This window comes from Acidovorax sp. GW101-11A03, from assembly GCF_059424825.1.
On the sequence record NZ_JBWKZU010000014.1, the window covers coordinates 49,766 to 75,488 of the forward strand.

Consider the following 25,723-nt stretch of genomic DNA (forward strand, 5'->3'; position numbering starts at 1 on the left):
GGGGCGGGGCGGAGGTGCTCGGAATCAGTTGGTTGTGCCAGAGGTCTCGCTGCTGGCTTCCGCCAGGCGTTTTTCCACTTCTTGCGTACCGATGGCGCCAGGCACGCGGGATCCATTGGCAAAGATCAGCGTTGGCGTGCCGGTGATCTTGTGTTTCTTGCCGAACATCAGGTTGCGCTGCAGGGCGCTGGTGTCACAGCTGGCCGAGGCGACAGGCTTGTCGCGCACCATCATGTCCTGCCAGGCACCCGCCTGGTCTTTCGAGCACCAAATGTTGCGTGATTTTTCGGCAGAGTCGGGGCTCAGGATGGGGTAGAGGAACAGGTACACCGTGACGTTGTCCACCTTCTGCATGTCGCGCTCAAAGCGTTTGCAGTAGCCGCAGTTGGGATCTTCGAACACTGCCACCTTGCGCTTGCCATCGCCGCGTACGATGGTGAACGCGTCCTTGAGCGGCAAGGCCGAAAAGTCGACGGCCGTGAGCTTGGCGATGCGGTCTTCCGTGAGGTTCCGGCGCGCCTTGGTGTCGATCAACTCGCCCTGGATCACATAGTTGCCCTTGGCGTCGGTGTAGAAAAGGTCGGTGCCGATGCGCACCTCAAACAACCCCGCCATGGGCGTAGGCCGGACCTCGTCGATCTTGTCCATCTGGGGAATGCGCTCAGCCAGCGCCTTGCGGATGGTGGCCTCTTGCGCTGTCGCGCTCAGGCTCAGGGTCATGGCGGCAATGGCCAGCAGGCAGTTGGTCAGTTTCATGGTGTTCTCGTTCAGTCTCGATACCTTGCAGGACGCATGGGCGTCCCAACGTGTTTTCAGCGCATCCCCATGGCCCGGCGGGTCACAAAATCCTTCAGCGGGCCACTGCGTTCAAAGCCCTTCATGCCCCAGTTGCGCAGCGCCTGCCAGGGGGCTTCCTGACGTGCAAACAACTGCTGCAGTCCGTCTGTGGCCAAACCCATGGCAACCAGGGCCGCCTTGCGCTCGCGTTCGTAGCGCCGCAGCGGCCGCAAGTCGGCCACACTGCGCCAGTAGTCACGCGTGCGCAGCACCTCGGCCAGGGCCTGCACATCGGCCAGCCCCAGGTTGAGCCCTTGCCCCGCCAGGGGATGCACGTTGTGGGCTGCATCGCCTGCCAACACCCAACTGCCCTCGTTGCGGGGGCTGGCCCCGGCAGCGGGCGTGCTGCCACACCAGCGGTCTGCCTTGGCCAACTGCAAAGGCCAGCTGGCACGATCTGCGCACAAGGTCAGCGTGCCCAGCACTTGTTGGCTGGCGGTTTGCAGCGCCTGGGTGAAATCTTCGGGGGGCAGGGCCATCAAGGATGCGACCTGCTCCTGTGGGACGGACCACACAACGGCCACAGAGTTCCCCTCGGCGCCATCCAGGGGCAAAAAAGCCAGGATGCCATCGGGAAGGAACCACTGGCGCGCAACCTGGCCATGGGGGTGTTCGCAGCGCACGCGGGTGGCGATGGCATGCTGGGCGTAGGGCGTGACCTCGAAACGGGCACCGAACTCGGCCCGGGTACTGCTGGCGCGGCCCTCGCAGACCACGGTCAGTGGCGCGGCCACCGGGGCGTCTACCACCTCGACCTGGGGTTGGAACCGCACTGCCTCGGCAAGGCGGGCTTCAAGGGCGGGTACATCCACGATCCAGGCCAGCGCGTCCACGCCCTGCGACCCAGCCTCAAACACCACGGCGCCGCCCTGATCTCCCTGCACCTGCATTTGCCGCACGGCCGTCGCGTGCTCGGCATCCGGCCAGCTGCGCAGGGATTCGAGCAATTGGCGCGACGCAGTGTTCAGGGCATAGGCCCGGACGTCGGCCGCCTTGCTGACCGGGGCGGGGGCAGGCACCAGGGCCACTTTCAGCCGCTCGCGTGCCAGCAACAATGCCAAGGTCCTGCCCACAATGCCGGCGCCGCGTATACAGATATCAAAGGTTTGGGCCATGGCGGCCATTGTAGGAGGGCGCCTGCACCCCAAAGCCACAAGGCAGAATTGCGGTTTCTGCCCTGTCGCCATTTCTCAAGAGGAACCCCTGGCTGTGAGCTTCAACCCCGATTCCGATTTGTCCGGCACCATTGCGCGGCTGTTTGTGTACCCCATCAAGTCCTGTGCGGGCATCGAGGTGCAGGAAGCACTGCTCACGGACACCGGGCTGGACCTGGACCGGGCCTGGATGGTGGTGGATGCCGACGGCATGTTCCTGACCCAGCGCGCCCTGCCGCGCATGGCGCTGATCCGGCCACAGCTCAAGAGCGACGAGATGGTGCTGCGTGCGCCCGGCATGCTGGCCCTGCATGTGGCGGTGGACGCCGTCGAGGCACCGGCCACCGTGACCGTGTGGCGCGACACTGTACCCGCCTGGGACATGGGGGCCGTCGCTGCCCAGTGGTTCACGGACTTCCTCGGGCAACCCTGCCGGCTGGTGCGGTTTGACCCCGAGCACCGGCGCTTGTCGAGCCTGGAGTGGACGAACGGGTTGGAGGTGCCCAACCAGTTTGCAGACGGGTTCCCCATCCTGGTGGCCAGCGAGGCCTCGATGGACGAGCTCAATGGACGGCTGGCCGCTGCAGGCCATACGGCAGTGGGCATTGAACGCTTCCGGCCCAACGTGGTACTGGCTGGCGTTGATGCCCACGATGAAGACCGGGTGGACCTGGTGCGTGTGGACGGGGGCGCGGACGGCGAAATTCACCTGCAGCCGGTCAAACCCTGCGCGCGCTGCCCCATCCCCGACATCGATCCGGCCACGGCGACTTCCAGCCCCGAGGTGGGCGACACCCTGCGCACCTACCGCCAGGACAAGCGCGTGGATGGCGCCATCACCTTTGGCATGAACGCCATCGTGCGCCAAGGCGCGGGCCAGGTGCTGCGTGTGGGGCAGCGCGTGGCGGCCGATTTGCGGTTCGAGTGACGCAGTAACCGGGGGCGATGGAAGGGGGGAGCTGGCAGCCCCGTAAAATCGGCGGTTTGTCTCCGAATTCCAGAAAGCCCTGCCATGAGCCTCCAATGCGGCATCGTGGGCCTGCCCAACGTCGGCAAGTCCACCCTCTTCAACGCGCTGACCAAGGCCGGCATTGCCGCCGAAAACTACCCCTTCTGCACCATCGAGCCCAATACCGGCGTGGTGGAAGTGCCCGACCCGCGCCTGCAGCAGCTGGCCCAGATCATTTCACCCGAGCGCATCGTGCCCGCCATCGTCGAGTTTGTGGACATTGCCGGCCTGGTGGCGGGGGCATCCAAGGGCGAAGGCCTGGGCAACCAGTTCCTGGCGCACATCCGTGAAACCGATGCCATCGTGAACGTGGTGCGTTGCTTTGAAGACCCCAACGTGATTCACGTGGCGGGCCGCGTGGACCCGATTGCGGACATCGAAGTCATCCAGACCGAGCTGTGCCTGGCCGATCTGGCCACGGTCGAGAAGGCGCTCAATCGTTACAGCAAGGCGGCCAAGTCCGGCAACGACAAGGAGGCCGCCAAGATCGTTGCGCTGCTCACCCCCATCCAGGCTGCGCTGGACCAGGGCAAGCCCGCGCGCACGATTGCCGTGAGCAAGGAAGATGCGCCCCTGCTCAAGCAGTTCTGCCTGATCACGGCCAAGCCCGCCATGTTTGTGGGCAACGTGGCCGAGGACGGTTTCGAGAACAACCCGCTGCTGGACAAACTCAAGGCCTATGCCGAAGCCCAGGGTGCGCCGGTGGTGGCCATCTGCGCCAAGATCGAAGCCGAAATGGCCGAGATGGAAGACGAAGACCGCGACATGTTCCTGCAGGAGCTGGGTCTGGAAGAGCCCGGCCTGAACCGCCTGATCCGCGCAGGCTTCAAGCTGCTGGGCCTGCAGACCTACTTCACGGCCGGTGTGAAGGAAGTGCGTGCCTGGACCATCCATGTGGGCGACACGGCGCCCCAGGCGGCCGGTGTGATCCACGGCGACTTCGAGCGCGGCTTCATCCGCGCCCAGACCATCGCCTTCGACGACTACATCCACTACAAGGGCGAGCAAGGCGCCAAGGATGCGGGCAAGATGCGCGCCGAAGGCAAGGAGTATGTGGTCAAGGACGGCGATGTGTTGAACTTCCTGTTCAACGTCTGACCCACCCCTGACCTGCCTGAGGACCTGCGAATGGGTCCATGGTCCCGTCCCTGTCCGGCTGCTTGGCTGGCAGGGATTTTTTTCGGCCCTCTCTGCGTCTCTCTTTCCACTTTCCAGCGGGCTTGCCCATGAACACCGGAATTCTCTACGCCGCGCTCGCCTACATCGCCTGGGGCCTGTTCCCCTTGTACTTCCGGCAGGTGGCGGATGTGCCCTCGCTCGAGGTCGTGATGCACCGCACGCTGTGGTCGCTGGTGGTGGTGCTCGGGCTTCTGGCCGTGCGCCGGCATTGGGCCTGGATGGCCACCGTGGCGCGCCAGCCGCGCGTGCTGGGAGCCTTTGCGTTGTCAGCCGTGCTGTTGTCCGGCAACTGGTTGACCTATGTGTGGGCCGTACAGAACCAGCATGTGGTGGATGCCAGCCTAGGCTACTTCATTCTGCCGCTGGTGAATGTGGCGCTGGGTTTCGTGTTCCTGCACGAACGCCCCCGCCCGGGCCAGTGGCTGGCCGTGGCCGTGGCGGCTGCGGGTGTGCTCTGGCTCACGCTGCAAGCCGGGTGCCTGCCCTGGATCGCGCTGGTGCTGGCGCTGAGCTTTGGGTTCTATGGCCTGCTGCGCAAGGTGGCAGTGCTTGGCGCGCTCGAAGGGCTGGCGCTGGAAACCCTGATGCTCGCGCCGGCGGCTGCCGCCGTGCTGGGGTGGTGGGCCTGGCAAGGGCAGGGGGCCTTGGTACAAGGCGACGCGGCCGCCATTGGCTGGCTGGTGCTGGCGGGCCCCATGACGGCTGTGCCCCTGTTGTTGTTTGCAGCGGGCGCGCGCCTGATCCCGATGTCCACGCTGGGCATCCTGCAGTACATCTCGCCCAGCCTGCAGTTCGCTCTGGGGGTCTGGATTTTTCACGAAGCCTTCGAGCCCGCGCGGCTGGTGGGTTTCGTGTTGATCTGGGGGGCACTGGTGGTCTACAGCCTCGAAGGCTGGTGGATGCGCCAGCGGGTGGCGGCTGCCTGAACGGGGCGGGGCAAGCGGTGGCGCTACTGGAAAACGCGCAGATTGTTTGTGTCAGTTCCACGTAAGATCGCGCGCGGTTCCAAGGGATCGTCTGCACGGTGCTGAGGATCCGCGCCTGGGCCCTTCGCCATTCGGCCCCCTGTTTTCCGAACAAACCCAGGCATGTGCCTGCCCCCGCATGTTCTTTGCACGCAAAAACCTGTTCTCGGCGACAGACGCTTTCCCCCTGACCGACGCCGTGCTGGAGTTCGACGACTCGTCGTCTGCAGCCTCCACCGCCGTGCGGCCCGGGCGCCGGGCCCTGGACGGCCTGGGGCCCCGGGGAGACTGGCATGAGCGCAAGAAGTGGTGGGCCGTTGGGGGGCTGATCAGCCTCTACGCCCTGGCCCTGCTGGGCTTTTATGCCCTGGACATGGTGGCGGGCGAGGCCCTGGCGCTGCTGGCGGCGATGGTGGTGGTGGGCTTTGTGGCGTTCTGGCTTGTGCTCCGTGCCGACGTGCAGCAGAAGATCCGGCTGCGGCACCTGCAGCTGGCCATTGTGTCCACCGCGATTGGCGGCATGCTGGTGGTGTTCTATCTCGCTCCTGTCACGCAGATCCTGTTTGCACCCTTCATGTTTGTGGCGGTGGCATATGGCATTTTTACCGTGCCCCGCCGTACGCTGCTGGCGCTGACCGCTGTGGTACTGGTGGCCTATGCAGCGGTGATCGGCCTGCACCACAGCCACCAGCACAATGCCGCGCTGCTGCGCCTGGAGCTGCTGCACCTGCTGGCGCTGGCGGTGTCGGTGCCCGCATTCATTGTTCTCATGGGCCGGGTACAGCACCTGTACCGCAGCCTGTACCGGGCCAGCCGCAAGATCAAGAACATCCAGGAGGACGCGCAGCGCGACACGCTGCTGGGCTGCTTCAACCGCCGCTACATCCTGGCCGCCCTGGAGGAGCAGAAACAGCTGGCCGACGAAAGTGGCATCCCGCTGTGCCTGGCCGTGCTCGACATCGACCACTTCAAGCGCATCAACGACGAGCTGGGCCACCTGGGCGGGGACGAGGTGCTGCGCACTTTTGCACGCATTGCGCAGCAGGGTGTGCGGGGGGGCGACCTGTTCGGGCGCTACGGCGGCGAGGAGTTCTTGCTGATCTTCCCTGCCACTTCGCTGCTGCCCGCGCTCAACACCTGCGAGCGGATCCGCGCCCAGGTGGAGACACATGCCTGGAGCGGCCTGCTCAAGGGCCGCGTGACGGTGTCGATTGGTGTGACGCAGTACGTGCTGGGCGAGTCGGTGCTGGAGTTCTTCTCGCGCGCAGACACGGCGATGTACATGGCCAAAGAAGGGGGCCGCAACCAGGTGGTGGTGGAAGAGCCCATCGCCAAGGGGGACTCCCTGCTCTCAGAACACAGCGGCCACGCGTTTTTGTAGTCTGGTCCGGGGAAGACCGCCTCTGCTGTCCTACGTCCCGACCTGCCCCGGCATCAAGTACAGCAGTGCAGTGGTCATGACCAGGTAGCGCAGGAACTTGCCCACCGCCATGTAGGCCAGGCAGGGCCAGAAGGGCAGCTTGAGCCAGCCCGCCACGGCGCACAGCGGGTCGCCCACCCCCGGCAGCCAGCTCAGCAGGCAGGCGCGAGGGCCAAAACGCTTGAGCCAGTTCAGTGCCCGCAGCTCCGTGGCATTGCCGCGTGCCCTGTCCACGGCCCGGTGTGCGCCCAGGCCCATCCACCAGCTCACGCCACCGCCCAGCGTGTTACCCACGGTGGCCACGGCGATGGCGGGCCAGAACAGGTCCGGGTTGAGCTTGACAAGGCCAAACACGGCGGGCTCTGAGCCCATGGGCAGCAGTGTGGCCGACACGAACGACACCACAAAGACCGTGCTCAGGCCAAATTGCGGCAGGGCCAGCCATTCCAGCAGCTGGTGCATCCAGATTTCCATGGGGGGAGTGTAGGGTGCGGCTCCCGGCCGACGGCGATGCGGGGCTCCGGCGCACTGTCCTACAGCAGTCTGCGCTGTCCCGGCATGGGCGAGGGTGCAGGGGTTTTGTAAGGTGCAGCTTGGTCACCCCCGAATCTCGCGACAGGAGTACGCCATGCCCGCCACTGCTGCATCCCCTCAGACCCGCCCGCGCTCCGGCCACTCCGGCAGCTTCGCCCCCTGGCCCCGCGTGGTGGGCTGCGCTGGGGGCATCGCAGCCTTGATGCTGGCGGCTTGTGCGCACCACCCTCAGGCAGTGGTGTCCAATGCCGGGCCCACCGGGTCAGGCAGCCCAGCTGTGGCGATCAACACCGCGCAAGACAGGGCGCTGTGCCGGGACGAGCCCGCCACCCGCGCAGAACTTGGGCGCGCTGCCCACGCGCTGCTGGCCCAGGGCCTGGCGCTGCAAGCCACCTGCTTGGCCCCCGGCGGCTGGGTGGTGCAGGTGCTGGTGGTAGACGGCATGAAGGCCCGTCAGGTGGTGCGGGGGCCGCTGGCCGATGGCCAGGTGGTGGACATGGGGACGCCATCCGGCAGCTTTCAAGCCGGGGCAGCGGCCACGGCGCCGGGCCATTCGCCGGACGTGGTGCACAACCGCCAGTGGCTGCGCGCCCTCATGGCACACCACCAGTTCGACAACCTGCCGGATGCCTGGTGGCATTTTGCGCAGCGCCATGGCGACACCATCCCTGAGCCAGCCGGTGGTGCCGATCTTGCGGCCCGCTAGAACCTGTTCAAAGTCTGTTTTGTGCATCGCCAATGGGGTCCTGCGCGGGGATAGCCAGCGTTGCCGGAACATTTCATTTGCTGAAATTTTGAGCAGGTACAATCCCGCCTCCTTTTTCAGCATTCGCTGTCGCCCCCTCCCGCACCCCTCCCATGCACATCGGCCACATTCCTTTGGCGAACCGGTTGTTTGTCGCCCCCATGGCGGGCGTCACCGACCGGCCGTTCCGCCAGCTGTGCAAGGCGCTGGGCGCGGGTTATGCGGTCAGCGAGATGGTGACCTCGCGCAAGGACCTGTGGAACAGCCTCAAGACCTCGCGCCGGGCCAACCATGAAGGGGAACCCGGGCCCATCGCCGTGCAGATTGCTGGCACCGATGCACCGATGATGGCCGAGGCCGCGGTCTACAACGTGGAACGCGGCGCGCAGATCATCGACATCAACATGGGCTGCCCGGCCAAGAAGGTCTGCAACAAATGGGCGGGCTCTGCGCTGATGCAGAACGAAGCCCTGGCGGTGGAGATTGCCGCTGCAGTGGTCGAGGCTTGCGCGCCTTTCAACGTGCCCGTCACGCTGAAGATGCGCACCGGCTGGTGCCAGGAGCACAAGAACGCCGTCGCATTGGCGCGGCAGTTCGAAAGCGTGGGCATCCAGATGCTCACCGTGCACGGCCGCACGCGCGAGCAGGGCTACAAGGGCCATGCCGAGTACGACACCATCGCCGCCGTCAAGGCGGCAGTGAAGGTGCCCGTGGTGGCCAACGGCGACATCACCTCGCCCGAAAAGGCGCGCGATGTGCTGGCCGCCACCGGTGCCGACGCGATCATGATCGGCCGCGCCGCCCAGGGCCGCCCGTGGATCTTCCGCGAGATCGGCCACTTTCTGGCCACGGGCGAGCACCTGGCGCCACCGCTGGTGGCCGAGGTGCGCCGCCTGCTGCTGGACCACCTGCAAGACCACTACAGCCTGTATGGCGAGCTGACCGGGGTGCGCAGTGCGCGCAAGCACATTGCGTGGTACCTGCGCGCGTTGCCGGGTGGCGAGGCCTTCAGGCAACACATCAACACGATCGAAGACTGCACCACGCAGTGGCAGGCCGTGGCCGACTACCTGGATGCCCTGGGGCAACAGATGGACCGGCTGCCTGCCGCCTCGGGCGTGGACGCAGAACCAGAAGAACAAGAGGGATTGGCTGCATGAGCAAGAAACACATAGAAGAATGCGTGCGCGAGAGCCTGCAGGGCTACTTTCGCGACCTGGGCGGCGAGACGCCCGATGGCATGTACGACATGCTGGTGCGTGTGGTCGAAAAACCGCTGCTGGAAGTGGTGATGACCCATGCGGACAACAACCAGTCGCGCGCGGCCGAATGGCTGGGTCTGAACCGCAACACCCTGCGCAAGAAGCTGGTCGAGCACAAGCTGCTCTGATGCTGTCGTGCTGGTTGCTATCTAATTTATAGCTATTGGCCCTTGATGGACAGGCGCAAGGGCCCTTTTTTATTCAAAACCTCCCCACCACCACTGCCATGAACGCACTTCTTTCCGTCTCCGACAAGACCGGCATTGTCGAATTTGCACAAGCGCTGCACGCGCTGGGCATCAAGCTCTTGTCCACCGGCGGCACCGCCAAGCTGCTGGCCGACAAGGGCCTGCCCGTGACCGAGGTGGCCGAGGTCACCCAGTTCCCCGAAATGCTGGATGGCCGTGTGAAGACGCTGCACCCCAAGGTGCACGGTGGCCTGCTGGCGCGCCGCGAGCTGCCCGAACACATGGCCGCCTTGAAGGAACACGGCATCGACACCATCGACCTGCTGGTGGTCAACCTCTACCCCTTTGAAGCCACCGTGGCCAAGGCCGGTTGCACGCTGGCCGACGCCATCGAGAACATCGACATCGGCGGCCCCGCCATGGTGCGCAGCGCCGCCAAGAACTGGAAGGACGTGGGCGTGATCACCTCGGCCGACCAGTACGAGGCCGTGCTGGCTGAACTCAAGGCCGGTGGCAAGTTGAGCGACAAGCTGCGCTTTGCGCTGTCGGTGGCCGCCTTCAACCGCATCGCCCAGTACGACGGCGCGATCAGCGACTACCTCTCGTCCGTCACGTTCGAAGAAGAAAAACTGTCGGAAACCTACGTGCCTACGCGCACCCAGTTCCCCGGCCAGAGCAACGGCATCTTCACCAAGGTGCAAGACCTGCGCTACGGCGAAAACAGCCACCAGCAAGCCGCGCTGTACCGCGACCTGCACCCCGCGCCCGGCTCGCTGGTCACCGGCGTGCAGCTGCAGGGCAAGGAACTGAGCTACAACAACATCGCCGATGCCGATGCCGCCTGGGAATGTGTGAAGAGCTTTGACGCCGCGGCCTGCGTGATCGTCAAGCACGCCAACCCCTGCGGCGTGGCCGTGGGCCTGGATGCGCTGAGCGCCTACAGCAAGGCCTTCCAGACCGACCCCACCAGCGCCTTCGGCGGCATCATTGCCTTCAACCGCGTGGTGGACGGCCAGGCCGCAGCCCAGGTCAGCAAGCAGTTTGTCGAAGTGCTGATGGCCCCCGACTTCACCGCCGAGGCGCTGGAGATCTTCAAGGCCAAGGCCAATGTGCGCCTGCTCAAGATCGCACTGCCTGCACACGGTGGCAAGACGGACTGGGAACGCGGCCGCAACGCCATGGACGCCAAGCGCATCGGCTCGGGCCTGCTGCTGCAGACGGCCGACAACCACGAGCTGTCGCTCATCGACCTCAAGGTCGTGACCCAGAAGCAGCCCACGCTGGAAGAAATGGAAGACCTGCTGTTTGCCTGGAAGGTCGCCAAGTACGTCAAGAGCAATGCCATCGTTTTCTGCAAGGGCGGAATGACCATGGGCGTGGGCGCTGGCCAGATGAGCCGCCTGGACTCGGCCCGCATCGCCAGCATCAAGGCAGGCCACGCAGGCCTGACCTTGCAAGGTACGGTGGTGGCGAGCGATGCGTTCTTCCCCTTCCGCGACGGCCTCGATGTGGTGGTCGATGCGGGCGCCACCTGCGTGATCCAGCCCGGCGGATCGATGCGCGACAACGAAGTCATTGATGCTGCCAACGAGCGCGGCGTGGCCATGGTCTTCAGCGGCGTGCGCCACTTCCGCCATTGATCCCACCGGCGGCGGGCACCCAACAAAAAGCGGCTTCCAAGGAAGCCGCTTTTTTTATGTCCGTTGTCAGGATGAAGGTGAGGTTCAGGTGCCGAAATTCATCGGCAGCCCCACGTAGTTCTCGGCCAGCGACACCGAAGCAGCGCGTGAGTTCACCAGGTAGTCCAGTTCGGCCTCCTGGATTTTCTGCCCGAATTCGCCGGTCTCGGGAAAGCGGTGCATCAGCGAGGTGAACCACCACGAGAAGCGCTCTGCCCGCCACACGCGGCGCAGGCAGCGGTCGGAGTAGGTGTCGATGCCCACGGCGGACTTCTCTGTGTAGAACTCGGTGAGCGCTGTCCACAGGTAGCCCACGTCGCTGGCCGCCAGGTTCAGGCCCTTGGCGCCCGTGGGCGGCACGATGTGGGCCGCGTCGCCCGCCAGGAACATGCGGCCAAAACGCATGGGTTCGGCCACAAAGCTGCGCAGCGGGGCGATGCTCATCTCCAGCGCCGGGCCGGTGATCAGATTCGCGCGCGCCTCGGGGTCCAGGCGGTTGCCCAGCTCGGTCCAGAACTGGTCGATGGTCCAGTTGTCGATCTTGTCGGTGCTGGGCACCTGCACGTAGTAGCGGCTGCGCGTGGCGCTGCGCATGCTGCACAGCGCAAAGCCGCGTTCGGTGTTGGCGTAAATCAGTTCGTGCGAGACGGGCGGCACATCGGCCAGCACGCCCAGCCAGCCAAAGGGGTACACGCGTTCGTAGGTCTTGAGCAGGTTGGCCGGCGCGCTGGCGCGGCACACGCCGTGGTAGCCGTCGCAACCGGCGATGAAGTCGCAGGCCAGCTCGTGCGTCTGACCGTCCTTCTGGTAAGTCACGCGGGGGCTCTGGCCGTCGAAATCGTGCACCTGCACGTTCTGCGCGTCGTACACGGTGGTCAGGCCTTCAGCTGCGCGCGCGTCCATCAGGTCACGCGTGACTTCGGTCTGGCCGTACACCGTCACGCGGCTGCCGCCGGTCAGGTCGTGCAGGTCGATGCGGTGGCGCGCGCCCTTGAACAGCAGCTCGATGCCGTCGTGCGGCAGGCCCTCGGCATGGGCGCGGGCCCCGACACCGGCCTTGTCCAGCAGGTCCATGCTGACCTGCTCCAGCACACCCGCGCGGATGCGGCCCAGCACGTAGTCGGGGCTGCGCTGTTCGATGATGACGGCGTCAATGCCGGACTTGTAGAGCAACTGGCCGAGCAGCAGGCCGGCGGGGCCTGCGCCGATGATGGCAACCTGGGTACGCATGGTGGGGCAATCTCGTGAAGTTCGATGCTGCCAAGCGTAGGTTGATCTGCGTCAAGAGAGCATGGCGCTGCGGCAGTTGCGTGCGATTGGCGGTCGTGTTGTGCGATCATCGCGCAATGACCATCGTGCAGGCCGCCGCCCCCATCGCCAAGGCAGACTTCATCGAAGGCATGGCCAAAGGCATGGCCGTGCTGGAGAGTTTTGACACCGAGCGCCAGCGGCTCAACGCCACGCTGGCCGCGCAGCGCACCGGGCTCACGCGGGCGGCGGCACGGCGGCATCTGCTCACCCTGGCGCACCTGGGCTATCTGGAGACGGATGGCAGCTACTTCTGGCTGGCGCCCAAGGTGCTGCGGTTTTCCGGCAGCTACTTGGCCTCGGCGCGGCTGCCGCGTGTGCTGCAGCCCACGCTGAACCGGCTGGCGGCGCAGACGCAGCAGTCCTTCTCGGCCGTAGTGCTGGATGGCAACGAGGTGGTGATCGTGGCGCGCAGCGGGGTGTATGGCGCGCCGTCGCGTGTGCTGGCCTATGGCCTGCACCTGGGCGCGCGGCTGCCTGCACACCCCACGTCCACCGGGCGGGTGCTGCTGGCGGCGTTGTCGCCAGTGGAACTCACGCAATGGCTCAAGGGCCACACGCTGCAACGCCTCACGCCCCACACCATCACCCAGGTCGGGCCGCTGCGGCAGGTGATTGCCAAGGCGCGCCGCGATGACTACTGCCTGGCGGTGGAGGAGCACGAGCTGGGCGTGCACGCACTGGCCGTGCCGCTGCGCAACCTGCAGGGCCACACAGTGGCGGCGCTCAACGTGGTGGCGTCGCCCAAGCAGATCGATGAAGGCAGCCTGCAGCGCGACATGCTGCCGCTGCTGCAGGACGCAGCCCGGGAGCTGCGCGGGCTGTTGTGACCACCCTGCCGTCGAAAATATGAACAAAAAAGGCAGCTACCGCGCTATGGGTAAGCGCTGTTAGCTATTGTTTTTATAGTGTTTTGAACACTTCGCGGGCCGCCGCCACGGTGGCGGCAATGTCGTCGGCCGTGTGGGCGGCGCTCACAAAACCCGCTTCGTACAGGGCCGGCGCAATGTAGACCCCCCGGTCCAGCAGGCCGTGAAACAGCTGGTTGAAGCGCGCGCTGTCGGTTTGGAGCACCTGGGCGTAGTTCTGGGGCAGCTCGGGCATCAGGAAGAAGCCGAACATGCCGCCTTCGCTGTCGGTGCTGAAGGGCACGCCTTCAGCCGCCGCCGCAGCGGCGAGGCCATCAACCAGGGAGCGTGTGGTGGCCGACAGTGCGTCGAAGAAGCCCGGCTTCTTGATCTCGCGCAGCGTGGCCAGCCCGCAGGCGGTGGCCACGGGATTGCCCGACAGCGTTCCGGCCTGGTACACGGCGCCCAGCGGTGCGAGGTTCTCCATGATGGCGCGTGGCCCGCCAAAGGCTGCCAGGGGCATACCGCCGCCAATCACCTTGCCCAGCACGGTGAGGTCCGGCTTGAAGCCCGGGATGCTCTTGGCGTATACGCTCTGGGCGCTGCCCAGCGCCACGCGGAAGCCCGTCATGACCTCGTCGAGCACCAGCAGCGCGCCATATTCGGTACACAGCTCGCGGCAGCGCTTCATGAAAGGCACGCTTGCGCGCACCAGATTCATGTTGCCCGCGATGGGCTCGATCATCACGCAGGCCAGTTCCTTGCCGTGCAGGGCAAAGGCTTCTTCGAGCTGGGCGACGTTGTTGTATTCGAGCACGATGGTGTGCTGCACCACCTCGGGCGGCACGCCCGCGCTGGTGGCATTGCCGAAGGTGGCCAGGCCCGATCCGGCCTTGACCAGCAGCGAGTCGGCGTGGCCGTGGTAGCAGCCTTCGAACTTGATGAACTTGCTGCGGCCCGTGGCGCCGCGCGCCAGGCGGATGGCACTCATGCCCGCTTCGGTGCCCGAGCTGACGAGGCGGATCATCTCCATGGAGGGCACGAGGCCCAGGATCTCTTCGGCCAGTTCCACTTCACGCTCGGTGGGGGCGCCAAAGCTGAAGCCTTCGAGCGCGGCGCTTTGCACGGCTTCGAGCACGGCGGGGTGGCCGTGGCCCAGGATCATCGGGCCCCAGGAGCCGATGTAGTCAATAAAACGCTGGTCGTTGGCGTCCCAGAAGTAGGCGCCCTGGGCGCGCTTCACAAAGCGGGGCGTGCCGCCCACGGCCTTGAAGGCCCGCACGGGCGAGTTCACGCCGCCGGGGATCAGCGCCTTGGCGCGTTCGAACAGGGGGATGTTGAGATCAGTGCTTGGTGTCATGGGGGGGCATCACAAAGCCTTCCAGGGCCTGTGCTTCGTCGATCGGAGTCTCTTCTTCTTCGTCCACGCCGGGCTCGCCGTCTTCGGGCTGGGCCCAGAACATGCGGTCGGGCACGATGTGGCCCATGCCGGGGCGAAAGCCGGCGTCCAGGCAGCGGTCCAGGTAGCTCAGCGCCTCGCTGGTGGCTTCGCCCAGGTCGTTGCCTGCCGCCACCAGGGCGGTGAGTGCGGCCGAGAGGGTGTCGCCCGCGCCTGCAAACGTGGCATCAAACAGCTCGAACTTGCCGCTGCCCAGCACAGTCTGGGGAGAAGCCAGCACGTTCTCGACAAACTGTTCGGGCAGGGGGATGCCGGTGACCAGGGTGTAGGGCACACCCATTTCAGACGCAGCCCGGGCGATGTCGCGGGCCGTGGGGTTGCGCTCGCCGCTCCAGTCGGGCAGCAGCCAGCGCCACAGCGTGCTGTGGTTTCCAACCAACACTGAGGTCTGGGGCAACAACAATTCGCGGAAGGCGTCCAGGTACTCGTCGATCAGCTCGTCGCGCCACCAGGAAAGGTTGGGCATGTAAGCTATCACCGGGACTTCGTCATAGTCCGTAGTTATTTCGGCGATGGTGCTGATGTTCTCGGGGCTGCCCACGAAGCCGACCTTGATGGCCTGGACCGGGAGGTCCTCCAGCACGGCCCGGGCCTGCTCGGCCACGGCCTCGTCGTCAAAGCCGAAGTGGTCAAAAATCTCTGCCGTGTCGCGGGCGTAAGCGCCTGTGACCACGGCAATCGGGTGCCCGCCGACAGACGCAATGGTGGTGATGTCGGCGGTCAGCCCGCCTGCGCCGCTGGGGTCGCTGGCATTGAAGACAAGCACACAGGCAGGGCTTGCTTCCTCCGCACCGTCATCGTCGATCTCTGTGATTTCTGAGGGGGGAGGAGACGCTTTGATGGTCATGGACCAGATCCTGCTTGAGGGGGGCACCGAAGCCGCAGCCCATGGAGATGACTAGATACAATCGTTGCATTCTATGTGAAGGCCCTTTAAGCTGTGACCGACTCTAAAACTTGGATGTGTTTGATTTGCGGCTGGATTTATGACGAGGCAGAGGGGTCCCCTGAGCACGGCATTGCACCCAACACGCCCTGGGATCAGGTCCCCATGAATTGGACCTGCCCTGAATGTGGCGCCCGCAAGGAAGATTTCGAGATGGTTCAGATCTGAGACGCCCCGGCACCACTTGCTGCGGCGTTGTTTATTTTCTCCATCGGGAGCAGTGACAATTGACTACAACAGGCGCATCTTTCAAAGTGCTCGTGGTGGATGACAGCAACACCATCCGTCGAAGCGCCGAGATTTTTCTCAAGCAGGGGGGGCACGAAGTCTTGTTGGCAGACGACGGCTTTGATGCTTTGGCCAAAGTCAACGATTACCAGCCTCAGCTGATTTTCTGCGACATCCTCATGCCCAAGCTCGACGGGTACCAGACCTGCGCCATCATCAAGCGCAACGCCCGTTTTGCAGATACTCCGGTGGTGATGCTGTCCTCCAAGGACGGCGTGTTCGACAAGGCGCGCGGGCGCATGGTCGGCTGCCAGGAATATCTCACCAAGCCATTTACCAAAGACCAGCTGTTGCAGGCAGTTCAACAGTTTGGCAATTCCCAACAAGGAGCCATGTAATGCCCATTCAGAAAGTATTGGTCGTCGACGACTCGAAGACCGAGTTGATGTTTTTGACGGACCTGCTTCAGAAAAAAGGCATGCAAGTCCGTACTGCAGAAAATGCCGACGAAGCCTTCCGCCGCCTCGCTGAAGAAAAGCCCGACCTGATTTTGATGGACGTGGTCATGCCCGGCCAGAATGGTTTTCAGCTCACGCGTGCCATTACCCGCGACCCGCTGTATGCCGATGTGCCGATCATCATGTGCACCAGCAAGAACCAGGAAACCGACCGTGTCTGGGGCATGCGTCAGGGCGCGCGCGGCTATATCACCAAGCCGGTGGATCCCGCCGAATTGCAGGCAAAAATCGACGCTCTGAACTGAGGCTGCGGCGCGCTCATGGCCAACCGCGAAGCCCTGCGAGAGCTGCAGACCCGACTTGCCAGCCGCCTGCAGGCTGCAAGAACCGAAGGGACCTCTGTGTCATCCTGGCTGGCTGTCGAGTCCGCCGGGAGTTTCTACTTGTTGCCCCTGGGGCAGTCCGGGGAGATTTTCCCCTGGGCCTCCGTCCAGGCTGTGCCCTACACCCAAAGCTGGTTTCTGGGCGTTGCCAACCTGCGTGGTGGGCTGGTGGGCGTTGTGGACCTGGCGGGCCTGCTGGGATCGGCAGCGCCCCGCACCGAACAGGCCCTGGCCGAGTCCAGCCTGCTGGCCTTCAATGCCGCGCTGGATGTCAACGCGGCATTGCTGGTGGACCGCCTGGCGGGTCTGCGCGGAACCGACGCCTTTGTGTCGTCCGAGCCACCGGCTGAAGATGCGCCCAGCTTCTTCGGCACCACCTATATCGATTCCAGCGGCACACGCTGGCAGGAGCTGAACCTGCAGATCCTGTCCCAACATCCCGCATTCCTGAGCATCAGTGCTTGAGTTTTTCTGTAAGGCTGCACCATGTCCGTCGTCAATCAATTTGGAAAACTGTTCAACCGGAAACCCGCTACGCCGGATGCAGGCGCAGCCGCTGGCACGGCGGACGATGGACAGGATGTCCTGGCCACGGGCGCCCTGGATGGCGCGCAGTTGCGTGATGCCTATCAGGCAGAGGCCATGAACAGCGTTCAGGGGGACCCGGATGGTGGTTATCCCTCCGAGCTGGCAGCTTCGGAAACGGACGAGGAGCTGATCTCCCTGCCCTTGCTGGGCCGGTCTACGGCCGCAGGCCACCAACGCCGTCTGCTGGCCCTGCTGCTGGTGGGTGTGTTGGTGCTGGGTGCGATTGCGTTCTGGGTGCTGCAGCAGGCGGACCGCTCCGCGCAGCAGCTTGCCGCTACCGGTCAATCGCTGATGCAGTCGCAGCGTCTGGCCAAGTCGGTGTCGCAGGCTCTGGTGGGCAGCCCCCAGGCCTTTCCGGATGTGGTGGAAAGCTCGGGCGTGCTGGCGCGCAACGTGCGCGCCCTGAATGCGGGTGACAGCGAGCTGGGTGTGCAGTCGCTGGGCGAGCCGTTCAAGCCCGATCTGGATGCCGTCAATCCCTTGATGGAGCGCGCCGAGCGCAACGCCAGTGTGGTGATGGGCCAGCAGAAGATCCTGACCCAGGTGGGTGACGCTCTGCGCACCATCAACCGCCAGTCCTCCGACCTGCTGGAAATCGCCGAAACCGTGTCCTCGCTGAAGCTCCAGCAGAATGCCCCGGCCGCTGAAATTTCTGCCGCTGGTCAGCTCGTGATGTTGACCCAGCGTATCGGCAAGTCGGCCAACGAATTCCAGACCATGGAAGGCGTGAGCCCCGAGGCCGTGTTCCTGCTGGGCAAGGACTTGAACTCGTTCAAGGAAATCGCCCAGGGCCTGCTGGACGGCAGCCCGGAACTGCGCCTGGCCGCCACCAAGGACGCCCAGACCCGCGAACAACTCGAAGCCCTGGTCAAGCTCTACGAACAGACCCGTACCCAGGCCAGCGCCATTCTGGGCAACCTGCAAGGCCTGGTGTCTGCCCGTGAAGCGCAATCCGCCATCATTGCCGACAGCGAACCGCTGCGCCGCCAGCTGGAAGGCCTGCAAAGCAAGCTGTCTGCCCAGACCGGTCTGGGTGCCGGCCAGTTTGCCGCCCTGGCACTGGCAGGTCTGTTCGTGCTGCTGTGCGGTATCGGCATTTCGCGCGTGCAGCTGCTGGACAGCCGGGGCCGCCAAGCGGCTGCCGAAACGCAGCAAAAGGACGCCAAGCGCCAGGAGCAGGAAGCCAAGCGCGTCAACGACGCCAACCAGGCTGCCATTTTGCGTTTGATGAACGAACTGCAGTCGGTTGCTGAAGGTGACCTGACGCAAGAAGCCACGGTGACCGAGGACATCACGGGCGCCATTGCCGACTCGGTGAACTACACGGTGGAAGAGCTGCGCCAGCTGGTGGGCAGCGTGCAGAACACGGCAACTCGTGTGGCGCAGACGACGGCGCAGGTGGACAACACCTCCACCGAGCTGCTGGCCGCATCGACCGAGCAGCTGCGCGAAATTCGCGAAACCGGCCGTTCCGTTCTGGACATGGCAACCCGAATCAACGAAGTGTCCACACAAGCCCAAGAGTCGGCCACTGTGGCCCGCCAATCGCTGCAAGCTGCCGACTCGGGTCTGCAGGCCGTGCAGAACGCCATCGGTGGTATGAACTCCATCCGCGACCAGATCCAGGACACCTCCAAGCGGATCAAGCGCCTGGGCGAGTCGTCGCAGGAGATCGGTGAAATCACCGAGCTGATTTCCGACATTACCGAGCAGACGAACGTGCTGGCGCTGAACGCAGCCATCCAGGCAGCATCCGCTGGTGAAGCCGGTCGCGGCTTCTCGGTGGTGGCGGAAGAAGTGCAGCGCCTTGCTGAACGTTCCGCAGACGCTACGCGCCAGATCTCGGCACTCGTGAAGGCCATTCAGACCGACACCCAGGATGCCGTGGCCGCTATGGAGCGCTCCACGCAGGGTGTGGTGGAAGGGGCCCGCCTCTCCGACTCAGCCGGTACCGCACTGACCGAAATTGACCGCGTGTCGCGCCGCCTTGCTGAACTGATTGAGCAGATTTCGTCTTCGACTTCCCGCGAAGCCGTTCTGGCCAACGAAGTGGCCGACAACATCCAGCACATTTTTGCGGTGACCGAGCAAACGGGTGAAGGTACCCGCACCACGGCACAACAGGTGCGTGAGTTGTCGCACATGGCCGAAGAACTGCGCCAATCGGTGGCACGTTTCAAGATCGCCTGACAGCAGTAGTCATCAACCAGCTGGCTCATTGCAGCCGGGGACAAATCCATGTCATCTATTGATGCCAACAATGCACCGGCCGCAGAAGGGACCCAGGGAGATCAGGACCTGGGTCCTTTGGCTTGGGTGCTTGACGAACTGCGTAAGTCACTCGACGGTGCGGTCAAGGCCATGCGCCGCTTTGTGCGCGATGCGGAGGTCGCGCGGGAATCCGATCTGGCGGCCCTGGATGCGGGTGCTCTGCGCATTGCGCGCCAGCAATTGCACCAGGCCTGTGGTGCGCTGGAGATGGTGGGCATGGGCCCGCCAGCCCTGGTGCTGCGCTCCATGGAGTCGGCCGTCCAGAAGTTTGTGCAACGGCCTGAAACCTGCAGCGACGATGCTGCGGCCGTGATCGAGCGCGCAAGCTTTGCGCTGATTGAGTACCTGGAGACCGTGCTGGCAGGCAAGTCGGTGTCTCCGGTCGCCCTGTTCCCACAGTACCGTGATGCCCAGGCTCTGGCGGGCGCTGACCGTGTACACCCCGCAGACCTATGGCCTGTGGAGCGTCGTTTCCGCGAGCCTGAAGGGACGGTGACCCTTGCGCCATTGCCTTATGGCCCCGAGGCGCGGGCGCGGCTGGATGCGGCCGTTCTGCGCATCGTCAAGTCCGGCGATCTCCGGGCTGCGCTGAACCTGCGCGACACCTGTCTTGGCTTTGTGGCGGCCCAGACGGACCGCCAGGCACGCGCCTTCTGGAAGATCTGCGCGGGCTTCTTCGAGGCATTTGGTTCCGGTTTGCTGGCGCCTGACGTGTACGTCAAGCGTGTGGCCTCGCGGGTGCTGATGCAGTACGCGACCCTGGCCAAGGGGGATCCCACCATCGCCGACCGCCTGGTGCAGGATCTGCTCTTTTTCTGCTCTCAGGCCAAGGCGTCCGAGCTGCCTGCTGAGGCAGCGCCTTCGCTGCGCGCGGTGCGCCAGGCGTTTTCCCTGGACCGTTTCAAGCCCGTTGATTACGAAACCGCCCGCTTCGGGCGTTTTGATCCAGCAGTGCTGGCGCAGGCGCGCAAGCGCATCGCGTCGGCTACCGAGACCTGGTCAGCGCTGGCTGGTGGAGATCGCAACAAACTCAAACCGGCGGCAGACCAGTTCAGTCTGGTGTGTGATTCGCTGAGAAAGTTGCACCCCGGTAGCGAAAACCTGGCCCAGGCGCTGACGCGGGCGATGGAGTTCACCACCCGCTCGGGTGAGCCGCCCTCGGCCGCCTTGGCGATGGAGGTGGCAACCTCGGTGCTGTACCTCCAAGCCGCGTTTGAAGAGCTGGATGCGGCCGACGACCAGATGGAGTCGCGAGCGACCCGCCTGGCTGAGCGCCTGGATGCAGTGACTGCGGGAGCCGAACCCGAGCCTCTGGAGCCCTGGATGGAAGAGCTGTACCGCAGGGTCAGCGACAACCAGACCATGGGCAGTGTGGTGGACGAGTTGCGTTTGACCTTGGGCGAGGCCGAGAAGGCACTGGATCAGTTTTTCCGCAATTCGCAGGACACGGCCGTATTGGCCACGGTGCCCGGGCACTTGGCCCAGATGCGCGGCGTGTTGTCGGTGCTCGGGTTGGACCAGGCTTCCCTGGCGGTGGTACGCATGCGCGACACGGTGGAGCGCCTGCTCATCAACGAAGTGCCCGAAGAAGGTCGCCAGGCTGTTTTCGAGAAGCTCGGCAACAGCCTGGGTGCGCTGGGTTTCCTGATCGACATGCTGAGCTACCAGCGCACGATGGCGCGCAAGCTCTTTGTCTATGACGAGAACCTTGGCGAGTTGCGCATCCTCATGGGCAAGACCCGTGCGCGCGCATCGGATGCCATGGAGGAAGCGCCCGCCAAACTGGAGGAGCGCACAGACACTCTGGTGCCTGACGTGTTGCCGCGTTTCCCTGTGCCAGAGCCGGTCAGCGAACCCACGGACTTTGCCCCCATCCTGGATCTGGGGGCTGCCCCAGCCAGCGAGCCCGTGGCTCCGGCAGAGCCTGAAAGCCTCGCTCCGGACATTTCCTTCGATGTGGCGGCACCTGCTACACCCGCGTCGGCTGTCACTGCTGCGGAGGCCCCCGCCTCCACGGCCAAGGCGGCTGTGCCCGATGTGGAAGATGAGCTACTGGAAGTTTTCCTGGAAGAAGCACGCGAAGTGGTGGTCAACGGATTGGCCGCCACCGACCTGCTGCAGGAAGAGCCTGGCAATCTGAGCGAACAGACCACCTTGCGCCGTGCCTTCCATACGCTCAAGGGCAGTTCTCGCATGGTGGGCCTCAACGACTTTGGCGAGGCCGCCTGGTCGATGGAACAGATCCTCAACGCCTGGCTGGCTGAACAGAAGCCCATGCAACCGGGTTTGTTGACACTGTCCTCGGACGCCTTGCGGGCCTTTGGCCGATGGGCCGACGACATTGCGGCAGGCCGTGCAACTGGCTGGGACCCCGAGTCCTTCCGCAAATCCGCAGATGCCATGCGCCTGGATGGCACGCTGCTGCCTCTGGTGGTGCCCTCCGAGAGTGGTGAGCCCCTGGCGGCTGTTTCGGAGATCGATGCCCTGGTGGAGCTGGAGCCCGAAACGGCCAGCGTGCCTGCCGGTGCCGTGGTGGTCGAAGCGGCCGAGGCCCCTGAGGATGATCTGGGTCTGATGGACTTCCAGGCGACCGAAATTTCGGAGCATGTCCCTGAACCGCCTGCGCCCGTTGCACCTGAACTGGCCGCTGCACCTGGCGTGGCAGAGGTGGCCGAGGACATTGATTTCTCCGTCTTCACCGCCGCCCTGAATGCAGACTCGGCCCCAGCGCCCGTGGTGGATCCGTCCAGCGCCGATTTCGTGCTCGACCTGGAGTTGCCCGATCTGGACCTGCCCGATGTGGCGCCTGTTGCCGAGGTTGCGGCCGTGGCCGCCGCACCGGAGCCGCTGCTGGACGCTCCGGTCGAAGCGTCCGCTGTGCCTGAAGCAGAAGTGAGCGCAGCCCCAGAAGCCGCCGTACCCGCAGACATCGACGCTGAAGTGCCAGAGGCATCGGATGCTCTGGCGTCGCTGGATGTCGAAGCCCTGGAACGGTTGCTGGAAGCAGAGTCCGCAGCGGCTGCTGCGGAGGCGCCGGTGGTGGCTGAGGCCCATGAGGCGGCTGCACCTGCCGATGTCGAGCTGGACTCTGAAATGGCCGAGCTTCTGGACGCCCTGCCGCAAGAGGACAGCGGCGCCAGTGACGATGCGGTCAAGGTGATTGATACCCTGCGCATCAGCATCCCGCTGTACAACGTCTATCTGAACGAGGCCGACGAATGGTCGCGCCGCCTGGTGACCTGTCTCCAGGAGTGGTCGCTGGAGCTGCATGAGCCCCTGCCCGACGTGGCGGTGGCGCTGGCACATTCGCTGGCGGGAAGTTCTGCCACGGTCGGTTTCACCGCCCTGTCGGAGTTGGCTCGGGCACTGGAACACGCGATGCAGCATGTGCAGCTGCAATCCGGTGGCACGCAGGAGCAGGCCCAGGCCTTCATGGGTGCGGCCGAAGACATCCGCCGCCTTCTGCACCAATTTGCTGCGGGTTTCCTCAAGGAGCCCAACGAGGAGGTTCTGGAGCAGCTGCGCCAGATCCTGGAAGCCGAGGTGGTTCCCACCCTGTCGCCGCCCGAAGAGGATGCTGCCGAAGCCTTCCCGATCGAGATGGTGGAGCCTGTGGCCACCGAGCCAGTGTCGGTGTCGGAACCCGCGCCCGCCATGGAACCAGCCGACGAACCCGAGGCGTTTGCCGAGGCGACGCTGGAGCCTGCACCGCTCATCATCCCGCAGGGCCATGTGGCGCCCGCGCTGTCGGTGGTGGCCCACGATCAGGACCAACTGATCGACGACGCGATCGCCCACGCCGTGGCGCTGTCTCCGGATGTGGATGACGACATCGATGCGATTGACGTCATCGACCCCGACCTTTTCCCGATCTTCGAGGAAGAGGCTGCCGAGCTGTTGCCCCAACTGGGGGGCGCCCTGCGCCAATGGGCTGCACGGCCCGACAACCTGGGTGCCCGCAGCGAAGTGCTGCGCGCCTTGCACACGCTCAAGGGCAGCTCGCGACTGGCTGGTGCCATGCGCCTGGGCGAAATGGCCCACCGGCTGGAGTCGGCCATCGAGCAGCTCGATGCCGAGACCGTCACCGCCGACCAGATCGACCCCTTGCAGGGCAGTTTTGACGGTCTGCAGGCAAACTTCGACGCCCTGCGTGCCATTGGCCAGACGCCTGCCGACACGGTGGTCACACTGCCCGTCGAAGCCGCCCATGGCCGTCCGGATGTCGCAGAACAGGCCACGGCGCCTGCTGCAGCTGTGGCGGGTGCCGCTGCGGCCGCACCAGCCGCTCCGGCGGTCCGGCTGCCCGGCCCGTCGCAACTGGCGCCCTTGCGTGTGGCCGCCAGCCAGTCGGTGCGTGTGCGAGCCCAGTTGCTGGACCGCCTGGTGAACCAGGCGGGCGAGGTGATGATCAGCCGTTCGCGCCTGGATGTGCGCCTGGGGCAGTTCCGCAGCTCGCTTTCCGACCTTTCGGGCAACCTCGACAGGCTGCGTCAGCAACTGCGCGACATCGAGGTGCAGGCCGAATCGCAGATGCAGTCGCGTCTGGCCTTGTCCAAGGATTCGGCCGCCGGTTTCGACCCGCTGGAGTTCGACCGCTTCACCCGTGTGCAGGAACTCACCCGCATGATGGCCGAGTCGGTCAACGACGTGGCCACGGTGCAGCGCAATCTGCAACGCGCCATGGAAGGCGCGGAAGACGATTTGATCGCCCAGGGCCGTCAGGCGCGTGAGCTGCAGCGCGACCTGCTGCGCACCCGCATGGTGGAGTTCGAAGGCATTGCCGAACGCCTCTACGCCGTGGTGCGCCAGGCTTCCAAGGAGACCGGCAAGCAGATCAAGCTGGACATCACCGGCGGCTCCATCGAAATGGACCGTGGCGTGCTGGACCGCATGACCCCGGCGTTCGAACACTTACTGCGCAACTGTGTGGCCCATGGCATCGAAGATCCCGAAGTGCGGGTGGCGGCGGGCAAGCCTGCCTCCGGCACGATCACCGTGGATCTGCACCACGAAGGCAACGACGTATCGGTGGAGTTCCGCGACGACGGCGCGGGCCTGAACCTGCCGCGCATCCGCGAAAAGGCCCTGTCTCAGGGCATCGTGGAACCCGGTGTGGAACTCAGCGATGCCGAGGCCGCCAACCTGATCTTCATGCCGGGCTTCTCGACGGCATCCGAAGTGACCGGCCTGGCTGGACGCGGCATCGGCATGGACGTGGTGCGTGCCGAAATCAACGCCCTGGGGGGGCGCATCGAGACCTCGACTGAGGCTGGCAAGGGCGCGGCGTTCCGCATGGTGCTGCCTTTGACGACGGCGGTGACGCAGGTGGTGATGCTGCGCACTGGCGATCTGGCGGTGGGCGTGCCTGCCAACGTGGTGGAAATCGTGCGCCGCACCTCTGCGGCCGACCTGGAGGAAGCCTACCGCACCGGCGTGTTTGACGACGGGATGGAGAAGGTGCCCTTCTTCTGGTCCGGTGCCTTGCTGCAGGCGTCTGCGCGCAGCCATGAGCCCGCAGGCAAGACCCGCCCCGTGGTGATCTTCCGCAGCGCAGCGCAGCGTGTGGCCATGCATGTGGACGAAGTGCTGGGCAACCAGGAAGTCGTGGTGAAAAACCTCGGCCCCCAGTTGTCCCGCCTGCCAGGCCTGGCCGGGATGTCGGTGCTGGCCTCGGGTGCCGTGGTGCTGATCTACAACCCGGTGGCGCTGGCCACGGTGTACGGCGATCAGGTGCGCGCTGCCAGTGTGGGCATGGCGCCTGCCCCGGAAGCGGTGGAAGGTGGCACTGGTGGTGGCAAGCAGGTGGTCTCGCCCCAGTTGGCGGGCACCAGCCAGGTGCCGCTGGTGCTGGTGGTGGACGACTCCATCACCGTGCGCCGCGTCACGCAGCGCCTGCTGCAGCGCGAAGGTTACCGGGTGGCCCTGGCGGCCGACGGCCTGCAGGCCCTGGAGCGGCTGCAGGAGGAGCGTCCGACCGTGGTGCTGTCCGACATCGAAATGCCCCGCATGGACGGCTTCGACTTGGCGCGCAACATCCGTGCAGACGGTGCGTTGCGCGACCTGCCGATCATCATGATCACCTCGCGCATCGCCGAGAAGCACCGTGAGCATGCGATGGAGCTGGGTGTGAACCACTATCTGGGCAAGCCGTACTCGGATGAGGAGCTGCTGAGCCTGATCCAGCACTACGCCCGCATCGCGGCAGCGGCCGAGGCCTGAAAGACCATGTGCAACACCCACAGCCCCGTCCTTCACCGGCGGG

Annotated in this window: 21 protein-coding genes; 15 read left to right on the forward strand and 6 right to left on the reverse strand. The window is 65.0% G+C overall.

The window, feature by feature from the left end:
• Window positions 1-24: 24 nt before the first annotated feature.
• Complete coding sequence (locus AC07Z7_RS08325) at window positions 25-756, reverse strand: DsbC family protein (RefSeq protein WP_094291445.1); 732 nt, start codon at window positions 754-756, stop codon at window positions 25-27.
• Window positions 757-812: 56 nt separating this feature from the next.
• A complete protein-coding gene (locus AC07Z7_RS08330) occupies window positions 813-1,952 on the reverse strand; it encodes an FAD-dependent monooxygenase (RefSeq protein ID WP_494765966.1) in 1,140 nt (379 codons plus the stop codon).
• Window positions 1,953-2,046: 94 nt separating this feature from the next.
• Here AC07Z7_RS08330 and AC07Z7_RS08335 point away from each other — a divergent pair, with 94 nt between their 5' ends.
• From AC07Z7_RS08335 to AC07Z7_RS08350, 4 genes are all read left to right on the forward strand, one after another.
• Entirely contained in the window at window positions 2,047-2,919 is an 873-nt protein-coding gene (locus tag AC07Z7_RS08335) for an MOSC domain-containing protein (protein WP_494765967.1), read from the forward strand.
• An 84-nt stretch (window positions 2,920-3,003) separates the two neighbouring features.
• Window positions 3,004-4,098 carry a redox-regulated ATPase YchF gene (gene ychF / locus AC07Z7_RS08340; RefSeq protein WP_094291443.1) on the forward strand — a complete coding sequence of 365 codons (1,095 nt, stop codon included), beginning with the start codon at window positions 3,004-3,006 and terminating at the stop codon, window positions 4,096-4,098.
• Between the two features lie 128 nt (window positions 4,099-4,226).
• Window positions 4,227-5,105, forward strand: coding sequence for an EamA family transporter RarD (rarD, locus tag AC07Z7_RS08345; protein ID WP_494765968.1), 879 nt, complete (start codon window positions 4,227-4,229; stop codon window positions 5,103-5,105).
• A gap of 178 nt (window positions 5,106-5,283) precedes the next feature.
• Complete coding sequence (locus tag AC07Z7_RS08350; protein ID WP_252659051.1) at window positions 5,284-6,525, forward strand: GGDEF domain-containing protein; 1,242 nt, start codon at window positions 5,284-5,286, stop codon at window positions 6,523-6,525.
• Window positions 6,526-6,555: 30 nt separating this feature from the next.
• Here AC07Z7_RS08350 and AC07Z7_RS08355 read toward each other — a convergent pair whose 3' ends face one another.
• Window positions 6,556-7,038, reverse strand: a complete 483-nt coding sequence (locus AC07Z7_RS08355; protein WP_094291440.1) for a YqaA family protein — start codon at window positions 7,036-7,038, stop codon at window positions 6,556-6,558.
• Between the two features lie 154 nt (window positions 7,039-7,192).
• Between AC07Z7_RS08355 and AC07Z7_RS08360 the strand changes: the two genes are divergently transcribed.
• The 4 genes from AC07Z7_RS08360 to purH all read left to right on the forward strand — a co-directional run bounded on the left by AC07Z7_RS08360 (window position 7,193) and on the right by purH (window position 10,933).
• The gene (locus AC07Z7_RS08360; protein ID WP_494765969.1) at window positions 7,193-7,804 is read left to right on the forward strand and encodes a M15 family metallopeptidase; all 612 of its coding nucleotides are present in this window, start codon (window positions 7,193-7,195) and stop codon (window positions 7,802-7,804) included.
• A gap of 152 nt (window positions 7,805-7,956) precedes the next feature.
• Entirely contained in the window at window positions 7,957-9,003 is a 1,047-nt protein-coding gene (gene dusB, locus AC07Z7_RS08365) for a tRNA dihydrouridine synthase DusB (RefSeq protein WP_494765970.1), read from the forward strand.
• Entirely contained in the window at window positions 9,000-9,233 is a 234-nt protein-coding gene (locus AC07Z7_RS08370; protein ID WP_063458953.1) for a Fis family transcriptional regulator, read from the forward strand. The genes dusB and AC07Z7_RS08370 overlap by 4 nt, the downstream gene beginning before the upstream one ends.
• A 98-nt stretch (window positions 9,234-9,331) precedes the next feature.
• The gene (gene purH, locus AC07Z7_RS08375; RefSeq protein ID WP_494765971.1) at window positions 9,332-10,933 is read left to right on the forward strand and encodes a bifunctional phosphoribosylaminoimidazolecarboxamide formyltransferase/IMP cyclohydrolase; all 1,602 of its coding nucleotides are present in this window, start codon (window positions 9,332-9,334) and stop codon (window positions 10,931-10,933) included.
• 84 nt (window positions 10,934-11,017) lie between these two features.
• On the opposite strand, the gene pobA is transcribed toward purH, so the two are convergent.
• Window positions 11,018-12,202, reverse strand: coding sequence for a 4-hydroxybenzoate 3-monooxygenase (pobA, locus tag AC07Z7_RS08380; RefSeq protein WP_494765972.1), 1,185 nt, complete (start codon window positions 12,200-12,202; stop codon window positions 11,018-11,020).
• 116 nt (window positions 12,203-12,318) lie between these two features.
• Here pobA and AC07Z7_RS08385 point away from each other — a divergent pair, with 116 nt between their 5' ends.
• Window positions 12,319-13,110, forward strand: a complete 792-nt coding sequence (locus AC07Z7_RS08385) for an IclR family transcriptional regulator domain-containing protein (RefSeq protein ID WP_494765973.1) — start codon at window positions 12,319-12,321, stop codon at window positions 13,108-13,110.
• A gap of 73 nt (window positions 13,111-13,183) precedes the next feature.
• Here AC07Z7_RS08385 and hemL read toward each other — a convergent pair whose 3' ends face one another.
• Together hemL and thiD are read right to left on the reverse strand one after the other, a co-directional pair.
• Window positions 13,184-14,488: a glutamate-1-semialdehyde 2,1-aminomutase gene (gene hemL, locus AC07Z7_RS08390; protein ID WP_494765974.1), complete on the reverse strand. Its 1,305-nt coding sequence runs from the start codon at window positions 14,486-14,488 to the stop codon at window positions 13,184-13,186.
• Window positions 14,472-15,434, reverse strand: coding sequence for a bifunctional hydroxymethylpyrimidine kinase/phosphomethylpyrimidine kinase (gene thiD, locus AC07Z7_RS08395; protein WP_094291433.1), 963 nt, complete (start codon window positions 15,432-15,434; stop codon window positions 14,472-14,474). Before thiD ends, hemL begins: the two co-directional genes overlap by 17 nt.
• Before the next feature lie 93 nt (window positions 15,435-15,527).
• On the opposite strand from thiD, the gene AC07Z7_RS08400 reads away from it, so the two are divergent.
• The 6 genes from AC07Z7_RS08400 to AC07Z7_RS08425 are packed head-to-tail and all read left to right on the forward strand — an operon-like array spanning window position 15,528 to window position 25,680.
• The gene (locus AC07Z7_RS08400; RefSeq protein ID WP_082836248.1) at window positions 15,528-15,701 is read left to right on the forward strand and encodes a rubredoxin; all 174 of its coding nucleotides are present in this window, start codon (window positions 15,528-15,530) and stop codon (window positions 15,699-15,701) included.
• A gap of 59 nt (window positions 15,702-15,760) precedes the next feature.
• The gene (locus tag AC07Z7_RS08405; RefSeq protein WP_005796099.1) at window positions 15,761-16,159 is read left to right on the forward strand and encodes a response regulator; all 399 of its coding nucleotides are present in this window, start codon (window positions 15,761-15,763) and stop codon (window positions 16,157-16,159) included.
• Window positions 16,159-16,524, forward strand: a complete 366-nt coding sequence (locus tag AC07Z7_RS08410; protein WP_010459520.1) for a response regulator — start codon at window positions 16,159-16,161, stop codon at window positions 16,522-16,524. The genes AC07Z7_RS08405 and AC07Z7_RS08410 overlap by 1 nt, the downstream gene beginning before the upstream one ends.
• A 15-nt stretch (window positions 16,525-16,539) precedes the next feature.
• Window positions 16,540-17,067 carry a chemotaxis protein CheW gene (locus tag AC07Z7_RS08415; RefSeq protein ID WP_094291432.1) on the forward strand — a complete coding sequence of 176 codons (528 nt, stop codon included), beginning with the start codon at window positions 16,540-16,542 and terminating at the stop codon, window positions 17,065-17,067.
• 21 nt (window positions 17,068-17,088) lie between these two features.
• On the forward strand, window positions 17,089-19,380 hold the full coding sequence (locus AC07Z7_RS08420; RefSeq protein ID WP_094291431.1) for a methyl-accepting chemotaxis protein: 2,292 nt from the start codon (window positions 17,089-17,091) through the stop codon (window positions 19,378-19,380).
• 48 nt (window positions 19,381-19,428) lie between these two features.
• Window positions 19,429-25,680 (forward strand): hybrid sensor histidine kinase/response regulator, encoded by a 6,252-nt coding sequence (locus tag AC07Z7_RS08425; RefSeq protein WP_494765975.1) that lies wholly within the window; start codon window positions 19,429-19,431, stop codon window positions 25,678-25,680.
• Window positions 25,681-25,723 lie beyond the last annotated feature (43 nt).